Genomic DNA, 16,237 nt, shown 5'->3' on the forward strand with positions numbered 1-16,237 from the left:
TCCTTATTATTTTTCAACAGTTATTACACAGTCTGGACAAATTCTAGCACAAGATGCACATGCTATGCATTCTTGCATTTTATCTTGCGGAACAATAGCTGGATGATACCCTTTTGCATTTAACTTAGTGGAAAATGACACAATTTTCTTCGGACAGACTTCTATACAATGTCCACAACCTTTGCATCTCTCTTCCCTAAAAGTCACTTTTGGCATGAGAAATCCCCTCCTAAAAATTTAGCTATTAAATAATCTGTATTTCACTATAATGTCTCTAGATAATAAATTAATATTATTAATTCTATATAAATTTTATTTCTAGCATATTATTATTTTAATAAATCATTTATAAATACCTTACTCCCAAGGTGTCTTCATATAAATATCTATAGAAAATACCTTTGCACTTACTTTTCCTTGAACTTTATCTGCTAAATCCTTTCTACATACAGTATATGCATGGGGTATCCTTAACTTACGAGATAATTCTTCAACCAGCTTATCCCCTTTCAATATATCTGATACAGTAGTTTCATAGGATAAATTATTATTTGAAATGAGATGAGTTACTTTCAACCTTGATGCAGCTTCTATAAATTTTATATATTTTTCAGTATCCTCAATATTTGAGGTAAAAGGCCTTTTGTTATTGATCACATAGTACATGTCATAGGGTTCGCTTTTAAAAAATCTGTTGAACTGCCCAAGAGCCACAGCTCCCTGATCATCCCCTCCTACATCGAAAAATGCCTGATAACTTTTGTCATTGAATACTGAAAGCACTTCAGCAGGCACTACCATTAATTCTGCATTCAATAAATCCGGATCTGAAGATATAACCTTTACACCTTTTTTATTCAGTTTATCTTTTAAACTTCTTGTACAAAAATAGGGATTTACTATATCTAAATCCACTATTGCAGTATTTTTATTTTCATTTGCAGAATTTATTGCAAAATTAATAGCCACTTCAGTTTTTCCACTTCCAAAATGTCCTGTAAATATTTTAATTCTACTCATATTATCACCTCATTTAAATAACTTGTACTTAATCTTGCATGTATAGTAAACGGTTGCATGTGGTAAAACATTCAGTTTTCATGTTTTCTCATTTGTAAACACGGTATTGAAAATATCTGATAATTATATATAATATGAATAATTACTATCAATTTAAAATTTAGATGATTCTTTATATATCTTCTTAAATATATTATATCACAAATTTTTAAATTTTTTAATTAATTATCTATATTCTTTAATTTCTTCTCCCTTCAATGCTCTCAATCCCGCATCCGCCAGTTCCAACAGCTCATATTCCCCAGGAAGACAAATTACAGGTGCAATAAAAGATACTCTTTTCTTTACCTCATCTACCGCTTTTTCACTATAAGCTATACCTCCTGTTAAAATTACAGCATTCACGTCTCCTGAGAGAACTGCTGCACATCTCCCTACTTCCTTCGACACCTGAAGTATAAAAGCATCAAATACATCTTTAGCATTTTTATTTCCATTATTGACTTTCATCTCCAATTTTCTAAAATCGCTTGTCCCTAAATATGCCGTTATTCCTCCCTCTCCAGTTATCATTTTCTTGATTTCTTGATGGCTGTACTTACCACTATAACAGAGATTTACTAAATCACCCACCGGCAGTCCACCGGCTCTCTCCGTTGCAAATGGCCCATCTCCATCTAGTGCATTATTTACATCTATGACCTTTCCTCTTTTATGTGCCCCTACTGAAACTCCACCGCCTAGATACGCAACTATTAAATTTAAATCTGCATAATCTTTTCCTATGCTTTCAGCATATCGTTTTGCTGCCGACTTCTGGCCCAAAGCATGAAATCTGCTTTTTCTGATTATTTCAGGCATACCTGATATCCTTGCTATATCCTGCAGCTCATCTATAGTAACCGAATTTACTGTAAATGCAGGTATTTTTAAAGGATTTGCTATACTATAGGCTATTATTGCCCCCAAATTTGAAGCATGTTCTCCCTGTATTCCCGACTTTAAATTATTTATCATGAGTTCGTTTACTCTATAAATTTCATCTTTTGCAAGATCTAAAAGGCCTCCCCGTCCAACAATTGCATCCAAAGTATTCAAATCAAAATTTTTTTCTCTCAATACCCTCAGCACATCTTCTTTTCTGAACTGGAACTGATCATAAATTTTACTGTATTTACTTGTACAAGTTGATGAATACGTTATAGTTTCCTCTATTATTTTTTCCCCATCTTTGCAAACGTATACCTTAGTTGATGTAGAACCCGGGGCAATCACTAAAACTCTGTATTCCATACTTTATCTCCTCCAAACTTTATCTCCTCCAAAATTATATTTACTACTTTTATCAGAATTATCTCCAATATAGCTATACAAAAGATACCTCTTCATCATAGATTTTTACCTTTTCCTTACCCTGAAGTACCCGTAACACACCCTGGGCCAAAGCCAGCATTTCCAGCTCACCTGGTATTACCTCAACAGGGGCAATAAAAGATACCATATTTTTTATAAAGTCCACAAGAACTTTACTATAAGCCATTCCACCAGTTAATATCACTGCATCTACCTTCCCATTAAGATCTATCGACATGGCCCCTATTTCCTTAGCAATCTGATATGCCATTGCCTCAAGTATAAACTTTGCCTTTCCGTCCCCTTTTTCAATCCTATCGGCTATTTTTTTGCCATTATTGGTTCCAAGATATGCTACAAGTCCTCCACCTCCTACTATCTTTTTTCTTAATTCTTTATGGCTGTATCTGCCGCTAAAAGCTAATTCTACTAGATCCCCGCAGGGCAGAGTTCCTGTCCTTTCAGGCGAAAAAGGGCCTTCCTCGCTTGCATTATTTGTGTCAATTATTCTTCCATCTTTAACAGGGGATATGGATATGCCCCCGCCTATATGTGCGACTACAAAAGAACTATTTTCAAAATCTTTATGAAATTCACGGCACACCTTTCTGCAAACAGCTTTAGTATTCAATGCATGAACAAGAGATTTCCTCACAATCTGCGGTATGCCGGATATCCTTGCAATATCATCTATCTCGTCTACAGCTACAGGATCCACTATAAATGCCTGAACACCAGCTTTTTGTGCTATTATATTCGCAATAATTCCCCCTAAGTTGGAGGCATGCTGTGCCTGGTAACCTATTTTTAAATCTTCCAGCATCTTTTCCGTAACTTTATAAGTCCCTCCGGGTATAGATCTAAGCAGCCCTCCTCTGCCAACCACTGCAGACAAACTGTTTAATGCTATACTATTTGATTTAAGCCAATTTAACACAACTTCAGTACGCATTTCTTTTTGATCATATACATTTTTAAAACTTTTTATCTTATCTACATCATGCAGCACGTTGTCTGAAATTTTGCATTTTTCATTTTCAAACAACGCTATTTTAGTTGACGTAGAACCAGGATTAATTACTAATATAACATTATCCATACAATAACCTCCCTAAAATATAATTCCCAACACTTTTATTTTATCAGATATATATTAAAAATAAAGCTTTATAGTATTACTATTCAGAAAGGTTTATATTTTTCAATTATATTTTCCGCCGCTTTCATTCCATCAACTGCAGCAGATATTATTCCTCCTGCATATCCTGCACCCTCACCACAGGGGTATAATCCTCTTACAGATATACTCTCTAAATTGTCTCTCCGAGGAATTCTAACGGGTGCTGAAGTCCGGGTTTCAATACCTGTTATTATCCCATCTCCCTTTGCATATCCTTTTATTTTCTTCTCAAAATTAGTGAACCCTTCCTGTAATCCACCGACAACTTCAGGAGGAAGACATACCTTCAAATCTCTAAATTCATACCCTGGCCTGTAAGTGGGCTTTACTTTTCCGAGCTTCGTGGAAACCTCTTCTTTTAGAAAATCCCTTATAAGTTGAACAGGGGCAGTATAACCTCCCCCACCTAATTTATATGCCAATTTTTCATAATGCCTTTGAAACTCCATACCCTTTAAAGGAGAATTGCCCTGAAAATCATCTCCTCCTACCGTTACCACTACAGCCGAATTTGCATTATCAAGATTTCTGCTGTAATAACTCATTCCATTAGTCACAAGTTCTCCCTCTTCTGAAGCCGCAGCTACAACTTTTCCACCGGGACACATACAAAAGCTGTAAACTCCCCTGCCATTTCTATCCCTATATGTAAGCCTATAATCTGCATGCCCCAATTTAGGATGTCCTGCAAATTTTCCATACTGCCTTACATCTATCATATGCTGCAAATGTTCAACTCTAACACCCACGGCAAATGCCTTGGGTTCCATAAACACTTTCCTCTTAAAAAGCATTTCATAAGTGTCCCTGGAACTATGTCCAATGGCAAGTATCAAATTGCTGCATGGAATTTCATCTCCATTTACAATCAAACTTTTCAACTCTCTATTTTCTATTATCAAATCTTGCAATTTACTATTAAATAATATTTTCCCACCTAATTCCACTATTCTATTCCTTATGTTTTTAACTACAATTTTTAAATTGTCAGTTCCTATATGAGGCTTACCATCATAAGCAATTTCCTCTGGGGCTCCATATTTTAGAAATGTATCCAATACAAAATTACACCTTTTATCTTTTATTCTAGTAGTTAATTTACCATCGGAAAAAGTTCCTGCACCCCCTTCACCAAATTGCACATTGGATTCTAGATTTAATTTTCCGGTATCCCAGAATTGCTCTACAGTTTTTGTCCTATCTTCAATTTTTTCTCCTCTCTCTATTACAAGAGGCCTATACCCGTTTTTAGCTAAAACAAGACCTGCGAACATACCTGCAGGCCCCATTCCAACAATTATAGGTCTTGAATTCATCTTTTCTTTTCCTGGAATAATTTTCTCTTTTGTGGTGTTCTCCTGTATTTTTACATCATTATCCGTTGATTCCAATTTCAATTTTTCCTCCGCAGGAGACAATACCTCTACAGTATAATTGAATCTTATACTGTTTTTCCTTCTGGCGTCTATCGATCTTTTCAGTATTCTAAATTTTTTAATATCGCCTTTACTTATCCCGAGTCTTTTTGCAGCTTTGCCTTTTAATTTTTCCAAATTTTCATCTATACCTATAACTAAATTATTTATCCTAATAGCCATTCTGACCCTCCCATGTTTTCTTGTTTACCTCTACATTTACACTCTGCGGGTTTTGAGATACCAACTTCAATCCCTCAGGTAAAGATACCACTACATTGGCGGATTGAACTCCCTCTTTCATCGAACCCGCATCTACAAAGCAGCTTATACTATTTTCATTTATATTATTTATAGCACTGTCAGTGCCGGAAACTACTATTGACACAGTTCCACTGCTCAATTTTGCAGTATAATTATTATTCAGATTTTTGACATTTATATTTAAATTCAATTGTTTCTGAGATCCTCCACTGGTTTCATCTGTATTTGAATTAAATTTTAATTGCACTGTTCCGCTGTTATTGACCAATACCACTCCTCTAGGTACTACCAATCTAACCTGCATGTTTTCCCTGCCACTTATCTTGCTTAAATCAACAGGTTCCGTGTCTATCCCATTTACACCGCTTATTACATCATCACTTCCAGATATATCTATCTTTTGAGGTACAGCAGTAATTAAACCAGCTTCAGAAGTACCTATAGAACCATTTTGAAACTTAACATTCACTGGAACGGTCTTTATTTTGCCAACAGGCACGGTGACTTTGACAATAGCAGGATTTACATCGACACCCTTCACCAAATTTCCAAATGTATCTTGGGGTTGAAGTGAAGCCGTTGTATTCATATTGCTTTGAGCATACTTTAAGTCACAAACAGCTGCAGCATATTTAACTGCTCCTACTGATTCCTGAGTACCGCTTATCTCTGCTTTTTCCGTCTCCAAAACAGGATGCAAAGCATAATATCCTCCCCTAGGTTTTCCTGTAAGTATGACTTTTACAGGTACAATTTTCTTTCTCAGTTCATCAAGCTGTATTTTTATCCACAAATTTTGATTATTTACTATACTTATATTATTGGGACTTTTCTTCACAGTTACCGGTATATTATTCTCTCCTTTTTTCATAACATAGGAACTCAGATCGGAATTTAATTTAAAGTCATTGGGCTTTACTGAATATACATCGGAAGCATTCCCTTTTATTATAAGAGACACATTAGGTTGTTCATTTCCTATCTGAACAAGCTTTGATTGAGCAAGTACATTTTTATTAACTATAGTTACAGGCACGACAATTTTTCTTTCTGTCATGGGATTTTCCACGTTAAATATATATAACCACAAAATAAATGCAGCAATAACACAGCATACCTTTATCAGGATTTGGTTTTTCCCATTTTTTTCTTCCACTCAATCACCTTCTCCCTCAAGGTAGATTTCTTCTGAAACCTTCTCTTTATTATAGCAATAAGGACTTTTTTCAATCTATCTTTAGTATAATTTCTCATCAGTTTACCATTGATAGCAAAAGAAATAGTCCCTGTTTCTTCAGAAACCACTATAATCAATGCATCAGAATTTTCCGATATGCCAATGGCAGCTCTATGTCTTGTACCTAACTTTTTATTCAAATCATTATTATTTGTAAGAGGTAAAAAGCACCCTGCCGAAACTATCCTGTCATTTCTTATTATAGCTGCCCCGTCATGCAGCGGTGTATTTACCACAAATATATTCTCCAAAAGAGCCGAAGATACCAGGGCATCCAATTTAGTTCCCGTGTTTATTACATCTTCAAGTCCTGTAACCTGCTCAATTACAATGAGCGCCCCTGTTTTACTCTTTGACAAATTATCCACGGAATTTACAACCTCTGTTATGACTTTTTCCATTACCTCTTCGTCCTGCAATACATGTCTATCATTAAAGGCCGTCCTCCCTAAGTGCTCAAGTGCACGACGAATTTCAGGCTGGAATATGATAACAAAAGAAAGAACGCCTATAGCCAGTGTTTTTGTAAGTATCCAATTAAGCATTACCAAATGGAAAAAGCTGCTTATTGGTATGAGAAATAATATAAGTATGATTCCTTTTAAAAGCTGCTCTGCCCTAGTTTCCTTTATAAGCATATAAACTTTATAAAGTATATATGATACCACTGATATATCCACAATAGACCACAAGCTTATATTCTTAACGGAATTTATAATTATCTGCAGTAATTCCACCCGTTCCACCATCCTATTAAGTGATTGTTAGATTCAAAAATAAAGTTTTAGTTAACCTCCTGATAACGTTCAGTTAAAGGTATCTCTTAATAATTATACACTATTTAATATTGTTTATATCAGTACTTTAAAACATTTTAAAAATTTTTAATAAAATGTATTTTATTTTAATTAATGGGTACAATATCATTGACCTAAGTTTAAATAAGAACACGGGGAAACCAATAACATTGGGGTGAATCGTAATTACGTAGGTTATGCCTTTACCGAACCCGTCAGCTAACCCCGTCGGTAATAAGGAGATGATTTCGTTTGAAAAGATTTTTTTATTTTATTATTCTCTTTTTGATGCTTTTTATACCGTCTCAAAATGTAAGTTCCCGCACTATCAGCAATACAAACTCCAATTTATTCAACGAACAGGAAGAGGTAGTGCAAGTATTTAACTGCTCTGACCAAAAAATATATATAACAAGAGAAGATGTGGATTTAATGGCTAAAGTGGTTTATGCTGAAAGCAACTGCGAACCTTTCGAGGGTAAAGTAGCAGTTGCCTCTGTAATACTAAATAGATTACAGTACCCTGAATTTCCAAAGACGGTAAAGGGGGTCGTAACACAAAGGGGGGCTTTTTCCTGTGTCAAAAATGGAAGTATAGATGTAACAGCAAATAAAGAAAGTTATAATGCAGTTTCTCAGGCATTAAGAGGAGTGGATCCAACTGGTAAATCTATTTTCTTTTATAACCCTAAAATTGCCACATCTCAATGGATGAAAAATATACGTAAAAAAAACGTCAAGTCTATAGGAAATCATGTGTTTTTCGTAGTGAATTGAGAAACTGGGCTGCTATAAATTTTATGGCAGCCCAGTTTCTCAATTCACTTTATCAAGGTATAGAACAGCATTTAATGCAGCTGTCTGTCCCTGACCCACAGCTTTCATATATTGATATGGTTTCCCCACGCAATCTCCCGCTGCAAAACATCCTGGTATATTTGTATTCATATCTACATCTACTTTTACATGATTATCTTCCACTACAATTCCAGGGACAAGCTGAGAAGGTGAAATACTGTCCTTCAGTACAAATACCCCATCTGTAGTTATCTCGCCATTTCCTAAAATAACTTTTTCAACTTTACCATTGCCATATATTTCTACGACATTATCCCGTATTGTTTCTATATCTTTATCTAATTCTAATATACCTTTGTACATAGGTATATAATATACCTTTCCGACTAACTCGTTTACATAATTAGCTTCTCTCTCAGCCTCCCTGTTATATCCTATAACGGTTACTATTTTCCCTCTATATAAAGGGGCATCACAAGTGGCACAATATCCCACCCCTCTGCCTAAAAATTTCTCTTCTCCCTTCAAAGGCTTTGTGTATTCAATACCAGTAGCTAATATTATCGTCTTTGCCTCATACATCTTCTTATTTACCATAAGGCCAAAATATTCTCCCATGGCATATATCTCATTTATATTCTCAGGGGTTATATTTATACCCATAGATTTTATGTGTTCTTCAAACTTCTCTTTCAACTGTACTCCAGTTATATCCGGCAGTCCAAGATAATTTTTAATTTTAGGAGCCTTTATCAATTTATTGCTAAGCTCTTTTTTGCCAAACACAATAATACTTTTATTCCTTATTTTAGCATTAACTGCCGCAGAAAGCCCGGCCGGACCACTGCCTACTATAGCAATGTCATATCTGAAATTCACTTTTACCACCTCCCAGTTTATATTTAAAATGACAAATCAACCAAGTCAATTTGTCATTTTAACATGTATAAACTCCAAGAATTATTTATATTCAAACGTGTTTTTCCAAAATGTCCCTTATAGAATTTTTAGGCCTAAATCCAACAAATTTGTCTACCACATTTCCATCTTTAAATACCATGACAGTTGGAATACTGGAAATTTTAAATTGTGCTGCAGTAACCGGGTTTTCATCCACATTCAATTTCAAAAATTTTGCCTTCCCCTGCATCTCGTTTGAAACTTCCTCCATTACAGGCGACAGCATTTTACAAGGTCCGCACCAAGAAGCCCAAAAATCAACGACTACAGGAGTAACTGAATCCTTAACTGAATTAGAAAAATCAGAATCCTTTATTTCTTTTATCATTATTTTTCCTCCTTGTACTTTATAGAAATATTTTCCTTAATTATATATTTTATCTGATGATCAGCAATCAAAATATCAGCATCACATCTTTAGATAACAATTTTAGTACTTGATTAAGTTTAAACTTAACTATGTAATATACTATCTATTATAGAATTATTGTAAATGGATCCGGGATATCTGTCCAGTAGTTTTTTAGCATAACTTTTAGATATGTCTGAATTCATTCCTCTATATAAAACAGCAAGTCTATATAAAACTGATTCTTCATAATTTCCCTGGGGGAAACTTTTATCATATTGAGAATAATACTTCAGGGCGCTGCTGTGATCTCCCGACAAATCAACAGATCTCGCAAGAAAATAAGTTATATGTGGGTACAGATCACTTTTATTCCCCACTTCATAAGATTTCTTGAAATAAGAAATGGCATTGTCATAATCACCATTATCCAGATATTTACTGCCCAAATTATAAAAATACAGGCAGCCTTCACCATTCAAAATTTGATGAACTGTCGATAAAAGTCTTTTATCCTCTGCACTTAATTTTTTATTTTTCCACTTGTCGAACTGAAAATACATGGAATCATAATCTTTTGCCTGTATATATTTTTCCACATCTTCTCTTGCAAAAACATCCTTTTTAAGGATATTATGATCCTTTCTCACTTTTACCTCATATTTTTTATTTCCAGAATAGTTTTTGAAATTTATAATTCCTCTATGAATTCCTACCAATAATAACAATATCATACACGTCACAAATAAAAAAATGACTATTATTCTTTTTATATCAAACCTTTTTTTTACTACATCTACATCCTCAAGTAATTTTATATTTTTTTTAGCCTTAAAATTATCTGCATCCACTTTAAATACATTATCTATCTTTTTCAATGCCTTTTGGTATTCGCCTTTTTTTATATAACACAAGGCACTGCAATTATTTACCTCAATATAATTAAAATCACTTTCAGCACACCTCTGCAGCAATTTTAATGCTTCATTTATTCTCAATTCCTTAATCAGCATTAAAGATCTTCCATACAATCTAAATCTTATTTCATCATCTTTTGAGCCATCAATATATTTTTTGGATATTATATCATTGTTAGATTTATAATTCATGTTCCAAATTTTTCTAGAGCCCCACAAATCACCTTTTAAATACAGCAAAAGCCCTTTTAAATTAATAGCTGCTCTATTTTTCGCATTTAAAGATATACTCTTATCACACAGCTTTATTGCGGATTCTATATGTCCGCCATTATATTTATCCAAAGCTCTATTATATATTTTTTGAGACCTATTCATCTACTTAATATACCACTCTTCCATCATAATTTTAAAAATCAACATTTCATTATAACCTGCTTTGCTTTCAAAATAGAGGAGGCACTCATGGAGAATTCATCCAATCCATATCTTACTAAAACAGGTATGGAATTTTCATCTCCCGCCATTTCTCCGCACATCGCACAGGTTTTCCCCTTTTCATGAGCAGATTTTATAGTGTTTTTTATAAGTTTTAACACAGCAGGATTCATCGGATCATATAAATAAGACACTTTTTCATTTGTCCTATCTGCTGCCAGGGTATATTGTATCAAATCATTGGTCCCAATACTGAAAAAATCAACATATTTAGACAGTTCCTCTGCTTCCAATGCTGCGGCCGGTATTTCCACCATTATTCCAGTTTCCAGATCTCTATTAAAATCTATTCCCTCGTTTTCGAGTTCTGCCATACATTGTCTCAAGATATTTTTAGCTTGTAAAAATTCTTTGACAGAACTTATCATGGGAAACATCATTTTTAAATTTCCAAAGGCCGACGCCCTGAGTATGGCTCTCAACTGAGGCTTAAATATATCCTCTCTGTCAAGGCAGAGTCTTATAGCTCTATACCCCAAAAAAGGATTCATCTCTTCAGGCATTAACAGATAAGAAAGTTTTTTATCACCACCTATATCCAAGGTTCTTATAACCACAGGCTTATTTTTCATCTTTTCCACCACATATTTGTAAGCTTGAAACTGCTCTTCTTCTGAGGGCATATTTCCCCTGTTCATGTACAGAAATTCTGTCCTAAAAAGCCCTATTCCATCACCACCGTTTTTCAGCACCTGTTCTACATCTTGTGGCTTTCCTATATTGGCAAGAACTTTTATCTTCTTACCTGATTTTGTAACAGTTTCTACATCTATGAAAAATTTGAGTTTTTCCACCTCTCTGTTATAGTTTTTCATTTTAATCCTATATTTCTTCACCACATCTTCATCAGGATTGATTATAACACTGCCATCAAAGCCGTCAACAATTACAAGATCTCCATTTTTAACAGAATCCGTCATATCCATAGTACCCACTACAGCTGGTATTTCAAGAGTCCTAGCCATAATAGCGCTGTGCGAAGTCCTGCCGCCAACATCTGTAACAACTGCCGATACCTTGCTTTTATCAAGTTGTACAGTATCCGAAGGTGTTAAATCATGGGCAACTATAACAACTTTATCATTTTTAATTCTGTTTAGAGAAAAGTTCCAACCTGTAAGGTTTGAAAACACTCTGTTTCCAACATCTTTTACATCAATACCCCTCTCCTTCATATACTCATCTTCCATTGAATTAAAAATTTTCATATAGGATTCTATCACTTCATAAAGAGCTGCTTCCGCATTTATATGCCCTGTCTCTATCTTCACTCTTACAGTTCCCACAAATTCTTCATCTTTCAAAAGCATAATATGGCTTTCAAATACCTCTGCCTCGTCTTTCCCAATTTCTCTTTCAGATTTTACCTTTATTCTCTGAAGCTGTTTTATAGATAAATCCAAAGCTCTTTGAAATCTTCTCTCTTCTCTATCAATATCTCTTACATACCTTTTTTCTACATTTACCCTGTTTTCCTCTTTTATAAAAACAGTGCCTATTGCATAACCTTTAGAAGCAGATATACCTTTTTTCATAAATTTCTCTCCTATTGTATCACTTAATTACCTCTTGAAATTCCCTGGAATTTTTCACTGGATCAAAATCTTTCTCGTCTCTGGCTATACTCTTGATATCAGGAGATATATCCACAGCCATTTTAAGAAATTTTACAGTATTTGAAACATCTTCCCGCCTTCCATATATACTGGCTTTACCATAATAACTCCAGACATATTTCTCTATTTCCAGATCTTTATCATACCAATAAAGTGCTTCGTCATATTTACCATAAAGCTCATAGGCAAGTGCCTTATTAAATCGCGCATAGCCAAAATCGGGATTGAGTTTAAGGGCTTCATCTATATTTTTCATCCCCTCTTCGTAATTACTGCTGTAACAGAGTGCAATTCCCTTAATATTATAAGCTTTATAATATTTATCGTCCTGACTTATGATCTCATTTGCCTTGTCTATGGTTTTAGAATATTCTTTATTGCTAAAGAAATTTTGCGCAATTTTATACTCGCTTTCCAATTTATCAGAGCGGTTATTTTTTATCACAGTACTCTTAGCAGTACTTCCATGTGAATTTCCCGATGCAGTTTTATACTTATTATTCAAATATGAAGTTTTCACAATTAAAGTCACTGCAAAAATACATAAAATACAAAATATTACTATTTTGATCTTCAAGGGAATTTTCCCAAATAATTTTGTACTTATGCCCCTTCTATTTTTAAAAGCCATACACACTTTCCTCCTAAAAATACAAATAAGTATTTCAGATCAACTATCATCCGGAACACTTATTATTTTACCTCAACAGGCAGAAGTTCTCTTCTATCCAATTTCCAAATATACCTGTCCTTATTTTTGGTACTTAAGATCAATTATCTTTGACTTCAACTCTTTGACTGAATTATCATCAAGACTATACAAAAATTTCATTACATATTTATTGTTTACATTATGCGACTGTACATCTTTATACCTTCCCGGCGATACTATAATAACATCTACATCATCTATAGTCTTTGTAATTTTCCGTTCATCTGTAGAATTGGTAAATTGAATATTTATATTTCCAAGGCCAGCCTTCTCCAACGCAGCCCTTGCTTTAAACATAAATTCATTTGAAATACATATAAATGCAAATCTAGTATCTTTGGGATATCTGGCAATCTTAACTATGGTTTCCAAATTTACATTTATAGCTACACCTATTATTTCTTTTTTAAATTTTTTAGTCAATTTAACAACTTCATTGACATGATTGAACGTTGCTATTATAACCTGACTTCTTTCTATAATCTCTCTCGTAGAATCAGTTATATCTCTTATGTCATCAAGAGTAAAGGGAATTACGTTCATATTGGTGCTTTCCATAATCTGTTTACTAAACATTCTGGATTGCTCAATATTACATTCCACATACACAGCTGTTATTTTACTCATTAATTTTTTCTTTTCTCTTACCCTCTGAATAACAATTTCCAGAAATTCGTTGGCATCCATTCCCGATTCTATTGCTTCTTCGAATCCAAGATCAATGAATTTCATTATTTTTTGTCTTATATTTTGGACTTTCCATGGATTAGCTTCTTCCGCCACAAAAGTCCCTCTTCCCTGATAAGATTTTAACACTCCTTCTTGTTCCAATTCATCATAGGCAGTACTAACAGTATTTCTACTTACTTTAAGGTTTTCAGACAGTTCCCTTTCAGTAGGCATCCTTTCACCTACTTTTAATTTACCTCTATTTATCAAATTCATTATTTCTTTTTTAACTTGAAAATACAGAGGTATTTCACTGCCCTTATCTATTCTAATGTCTATAGTAATCACCTCAAAATCATTAAATTAATGGTTTGATATATTACTTTAACTCAAGAATACCATAATGTAAAGTAAAAATCAATAAATGATCTTACATTAATTTATAATATTCAGAATATTATAAATTAACAAAAGTGTACACTCCTCTTCAATTGGAAAGATAATAGTCATCAACAGATTTAGCTATAGATTCCGCTATTTTGTCTTGGTAGTCATTACTTGTCAATTTATTTTTTTCCTCAGTGTTAGACAAAAAACCACATTCTACTAATACAGAAGGCACATTGTCCCTGCATCTGAGCACCTTATACGAATTTAATGCAGCCTTTTCCTTTCTATTATTGTTCTTATCCAGGTCATTGATTAAATTATTTTGAAGTATATTTGCCAGCCTTTTACTGTTTTCATTTTTTGAATACCACACCTGTGCTCCATGGTATTTGGACTGGGGAAACATGTTTAAATGTATACTTATAAACATATTACATTTAGTACTTTCTTTCAATTTACATCTGTTATTTAAATCCTCAATTTTCTTTTTCCTCGTTCTGCCCTCTTTAGTATAAAGGCCATTATCCCCATCTCTGGTCATAAATACTTCATAACCCTTTTTTGACAATTTGTCCTTAAGTTTATTACCTATTTTTAAATTTATCTCCTTCTCCATTATACCATCCTTTGACACAGCACCACTGTCCATGCCTCCATGTCCCGGATCCAGGAGAATTATACTTTTTTTCCCACACTTAATATTGCCTGCACCATCATTCCCGAAAGCTTTTGCAGTATAGAAAACATTAAAACCAAATGTAAATAATAATATTAATAATATGGTAAATCCGATTTTTTTTCCTTCCATACCAATATATCACTCCTTGTACATATAATAATCTAAGAGCTTTACCATATATATTTTTACCTACATATATGAGAAATATTAATCAAATTCATTAAAAATTAAAAGCTCCTACAATCAAAAGTATACAAACCCTCTATATGTAGAAGCTTAAATATGATTTTATTATCTCTTTGAAAACTGTGGAGCCCTTCTGGCTTTTTTGAGGCCATACTTCTTTCTTTCTTTCATTCTGGGATCTCTCGTTAGAAATCCAGCTTTTTTAAGTTCCGCTCTAAAATTTCCGTCTGTTTTCAGCAGCGCCCTGGATATACCATGTCTTATAGCTCCAGCCTGACCAGTAAATCCTCCGCCATGTACATTTACAAGTACATCAAATTTGCCGGAAGTTGAAGTCAACTCAAGAGGCTGATTAACTATGACCTTTAAACTATCCAATCCAAAATAATCTTCTATACTTCTTTTATTTATAATAACTTTACCTTCTCCAGGCACAAGTCTAACTCTTGCCACTGATTCTTTTCTTCTTCCCGTTCCATAATATTGAACTTTAGCCATTTATTATCCTCCTTTCAGTCTTTTAGCTAATATTTCAATTCCAGTGCTTCTGGTTTCTGTGCTGCATGGTTGTGTTCAGAACCTTTGTAAACTTTCAATTTTTTCAGCATCTGTTTTCCAAGTACTCCCTTTGGAAGCATTCTTCTAACAGCTTCATGAAATACAAATTCAGGCTTTTTTGCCAAGGCATCTCTATACGGTGTTTCCTTTAATCCGCCCGGATATAGTGAGTGATGCCTCAACATCTTCTGATCTAATTTTTTACCAGTTAAAACTACCTTCTCAGAATTTATTACTATTACAAAATCTCCTGTATCCACATGTGGCGTGAATATAGGCTTATTTTTGCCTCTCAATATAGATGCAACCTGGCTTGCTACTCTTCCAAGCGGTTTTCCCGCAGCATCAACAACATACCATTTTCTTTCAATTTCCTGGGGTTTTGCTATATATGATTTCATGCTTTCCCGTTAAAATCTAACGGTATTCAACTCCTTTCTTAAAATTAATTCCTATAATTTTCAATAATTTCAATATACATTTCTCTATGGAAAGATCCGGGGCTAGTGGATCTTTTATAATCGATACAAACATTTATATTATAATACAACGTTCCTGGCGTGTCAATCAATAAAATACCTTTTCAAGGCAAAGTATGATTTAATTGTGATAATGTCTTAGTATACCGCATTTGATTAT

The 16,237-nt window shown here is 33.9% G+C and carries 17 protein-coding genes and 1 riboswitch; of the genes, 1 reads left to right on the plus strand and 16 read right to left on the minus strand.

Going from position 1 to position 16,237, the window contains the following annotated elements:
* Positions 1–6 precede the first annotated feature (6 nt).
* The 7 genes from AB8S09_RS12670 to cdaA form a co-directional block, all read right to left on the minus strand.
* Complete coding sequence (locus AB8S09_RS12670; RefSeq protein WP_294183356.1) at positions 7–216, minus strand: 4Fe-4S dicluster domain-containing protein; 210 nt, start codon at positions 214–216, stop codon at positions 7–9.
* A 141-nt stretch (positions 217–357) separates the two neighbouring features.
* Positions 358–1,020 carry a ParA family protein gene (locus AB8S09_RS12675; RefSeq protein ID WP_369869272.1) on the minus strand — a complete coding sequence of 221 codons (663 nt, stop codon included), beginning with the start codon at positions 1,018–1,020 and terminating at the stop codon, positions 358–360.
* A 225-nt stretch (positions 1,021–1,245) separates the two neighbouring features.
* Entirely contained in the window at positions 1,246–2,313 is a 1,068-nt protein-coding gene (gene buk, locus AB8S09_RS12680) for a butyrate kinase (protein WP_369869273.1), read from the minus strand.
* A 73-nt stretch (positions 2,314–2,386) separates the two neighbouring features.
* Positions 2,387–3,472 (minus strand): butyrate kinase, encoded by a 1,086-nt coding sequence (gene buk, locus AB8S09_RS12685; RefSeq protein WP_294183362.1) that lies wholly within the window; start codon positions 3,470–3,472, stop codon positions 2,387–2,389.
* A gap of 83 nt (positions 3,473–3,555) precedes the next feature.
* Complete coding sequence (locus tag AB8S09_RS12690) at positions 3,556–5,151, minus strand: NAD(P)/FAD-dependent oxidoreductase (RefSeq protein WP_294183364.1); 1,596 nt, start codon at positions 5,149–5,151, stop codon at positions 3,556–3,558.
* Positions 5,141–6,388, minus strand: a complete 1,248-nt coding sequence (locus tag AB8S09_RS12695; RefSeq protein WP_369869274.1) for a CdaR family protein — start codon at positions 6,386–6,388, stop codon at positions 5,141–5,143. Before AB8S09_RS12695 ends, AB8S09_RS12690 begins: the two co-directional genes overlap by 11 nt.
* Positions 6,355–7,218, minus strand: a complete 864-nt coding sequence (gene cdaA / locus AB8S09_RS12700) for a diadenylate cyclase CdaA (protein WP_369869275.1) — start codon at positions 7,216–7,218, stop codon at positions 6,355–6,357. The genes AB8S09_RS12695 and cdaA overlap by 34 nt, the downstream gene beginning before the upstream one ends.
* Before the next feature lie 169 nt (positions 7,219–7,387).
* A riboswitch (cyclic di-AMP (ydaO/yuaA leader) is annotated at positions 7,388–7,515 on the plus strand.
* A 3-nt stretch (positions 7,516–7,518) separates the two neighbouring features.
* On the opposite strand from cdaA, the gene AB8S09_RS12705 reads away from it, so the two are divergent.
* A complete protein-coding gene (locus tag AB8S09_RS12705) occupies positions 7,519–8,043 on the plus strand; it encodes a cell wall hydrolase (RefSeq protein WP_294183370.1) in 525 nt (174 codons plus the stop codon).
* A gap of 39 nt (positions 8,044–8,082) precedes the next feature.
* On the opposite strand, the gene AB8S09_RS12710 is transcribed toward AB8S09_RS12705, so the two are convergent.
* The 9 genes from AB8S09_RS12710 to rplM form a co-directional block, all read right to left on the minus strand.
* A complete protein-coding gene (locus AB8S09_RS12710; RefSeq protein ID WP_294183372.1) occupies positions 8,083–8,943 on the minus strand; it encodes an NAD(P)/FAD-dependent oxidoreductase in 861 nt (286 codons plus the stop codon).
* Positions 8,944–9,034: 91 nt separating this feature from the next.
* The gene (gene trxA / locus AB8S09_RS12715) at positions 9,035–9,352 is read right to left on the minus strand and encodes a thioredoxin (protein ID WP_294183373.1); all 318 of its coding nucleotides are present in this window, start codon (positions 9,350–9,352) and stop codon (positions 9,035–9,037) included.
* Positions 9,353–9,477: 125 nt separating this feature from the next.
* Positions 9,478–10,668 carry a tetratricopeptide repeat protein gene (locus AB8S09_RS12720; RefSeq protein WP_294183375.1) on the minus strand — a complete coding sequence of 397 codons (1,191 nt, stop codon included), beginning with the start codon at positions 10,666–10,668 and terminating at the stop codon, positions 9,478–9,480.
* Positions 10,669–10,706: 38 nt separating this feature from the next.
* On the minus strand, positions 10,707–12,323 hold the full coding sequence (gene ptsP / locus AB8S09_RS12725; RefSeq protein ID WP_294183377.1) for a phosphoenolpyruvate--protein phosphotransferase: 1,617 nt from the start codon (positions 12,321–12,323) through the stop codon (positions 10,707–10,709).
* Positions 12,324–12,342: 19 nt separating this feature from the next.
* On the minus strand, positions 12,343–13,035 hold the full coding sequence (locus AB8S09_RS12730) for a tetratricopeptide repeat protein (RefSeq protein ID WP_294183378.1): 693 nt from the start codon (positions 13,033–13,035) through the stop codon (positions 12,343–12,345).
* 120 nt (positions 13,036–13,155) lie between these two features.
* The gene (locus tag AB8S09_RS12735) at positions 13,156–14,133 is read right to left on the minus strand and encodes a GntR family transcriptional regulator (RefSeq protein WP_294183380.1); all 978 of its coding nucleotides are present in this window, start codon (positions 14,131–14,133) and stop codon (positions 13,156–13,158) included.
* Between the two features lie 139 nt (positions 14,134–14,272).
* Positions 14,273–14,983 carry an N-acetylmuramoyl-L-alanine amidase CwlD gene (gene cwlD / locus AB8S09_RS12740; protein ID WP_294183382.1) on the minus strand — a complete coding sequence of 237 codons (711 nt, stop codon included), beginning with the start codon at positions 14,981–14,983 and terminating at the stop codon, positions 14,273–14,275.
* Positions 14,984–15,145: 162 nt separating this feature from the next.
* Positions 15,146–15,538 (minus strand): 30S ribosomal protein S9, encoded by a 393-nt coding sequence (gene rpsI, locus AB8S09_RS12745; protein WP_294183384.1) that lies wholly within the window; start codon positions 15,536–15,538, stop codon positions 15,146–15,148.
* Between the two features lie 26 nt (positions 15,539–15,564).
* Positions 15,565–15,999 carry a 50S ribosomal protein L13 gene (gene rplM, locus AB8S09_RS12750; protein ID WP_294183386.1) on the minus strand — a complete coding sequence of 145 codons (435 nt, stop codon included), beginning with the start codon at positions 15,997–15,999 and terminating at the stop codon, positions 15,565–15,567.
* Positions 16,000–16,237 lie beyond the last annotated feature (238 nt).

It is taken from the genome of Clostridium lapidicellarium, from assembly GCF_041224415.1.
Classification (GTDB): Bacteria; Bacillota; Clostridia; order Clostridiales; family Clostridiaceae; genus Clostridium_B; species Clostridium_B lapidicellarium.

Coding starts and splice junctions, on each gene's coding strand:
- buk (WP_369869273.1), bottom strand. CDS start 2,313: ATGGAATACAGAGTTTTAGTGATTGCCCCGGGTTCTACATCAACTAAG.
- ptsP (WP_294183377.1), bottom strand. CDS start 12,323: ATGAAAAAAGGTATATCTGCTTCTAAAGGTTATGCAATAGGCACTGTT.
- trxA (WP_294183373.1), bottom strand. CDS start 9,352: ATGATAAAAGAAATAAAGGATTCTGATTTTTCTAATTCAGTTAAGGAT.
- rpsI (WP_294183384.1), bottom strand. CDS start 15,538: ATGGCTAAAGTTCAATATTATGGAACGGGAAGAAGAAAAGAATCAGTG.
- AB8S09_RS12675 (WP_369869272.1), bottom strand. CDS start 1,020: ATGAGTAGAATTAAAATATTTACAGGACATTTTGGAAGTGGAAAAACT.
- AB8S09_RS12730 (WP_294183378.1), bottom strand. CDS start 13,035: ATGGCTTTTAAAAATAGAAGGGGCATAAGTACAAAATTATTTGGGAAA.
- AB8S09_RS12670 (WP_294183356.1), bottom strand. CDS start 216: ATGCCAAAAGTGACTTTTAGGGAAGAGAGATGCAAAGGTTGTGGACAT.
- AB8S09_RS12720 (WP_294183375.1), bottom strand. CDS start 10,668: ATGAATAGGTCTCAAAAAATATATAATAGAGCTTTGGATAAATATAAT.
- cwlD (WP_294183382.1), bottom strand. CDS start 14,983: ATGGAAGGAAAAAAAATCGGATTTACCATATTATTAATATTATTATTT.
- AB8S09_RS12690 (WP_294183364.1), bottom strand. CDS start 5,151: ATGGCTATTAGGATAAATAATTTAGTTATAGGTATAGATGAAAATTTG.
- buk (WP_294183362.1), bottom strand. CDS start 3,472: ATGGATAATGTTATATTAGTAATTAATCCTGGTTCTACGTCAACTAAA.
- rplM (WP_294183386.1), bottom strand. CDS start 15,999: ATGAAATCATATATAGCAAAACCCCAGGAAATTGAAAGAAAATGGTAT.
- cdaA (WP_369869275.1), bottom strand. CDS start 7,218: ATGGTGGAACGGGTGGAATTACTGCAGATAATTATAAATTCCGTTAAG.